At 46.2% G+C, this 290-nt stretch carries 1 protein-coding gene; it reads right to left on the bottom strand.

Annotated elements, in window-relative coordinates; translation table 11 throughout:
- Positions 1 to 290: mucin-binding protein (locus tag MZO41_RS16625; protein WP_438286710.1), on the bottom strand; the 290-nt coding region annotated here is incomplete at both ends.

Here is a 290-nt window from a genome sequence, read left to right as displayed (position 1 = left end):
GTACTAATTTTGCTCTGATCTGGTGTGTAGCCCTTAATTGCTGGACTATCCACGGCCGCAAATTGTTGCGCTGCCGACCAACCCCCATATGTCTTTTCACCCGTGACAGCATCTGTAGATACAGTCCGTGTAAACGTGATGGGCTGGGCCACATAATCATCATGGGCTATAGTTCCATCCGTATAAACATAATGAATAGTCTCATTGACCGTTTTACTTTCCGTTGTCACGGTTGGAGCATTCTTGGTGTACACGATGGTAAATTCAAGGTCACTGGAATCGCCAGTAAC

Source organism: Lactiplantibacillus sp. C232 (assembly GCF_023806725.1).
Lineage (GTDB): Bacteria > Bacillota > Bacilli > Lactobacillales > Lactobacillaceae > Lactiplantibacillus > Lactiplantibacillus plantarum.
This window is presented reverse-complemented; position numbering and strand designations above follow the sequence as displayed.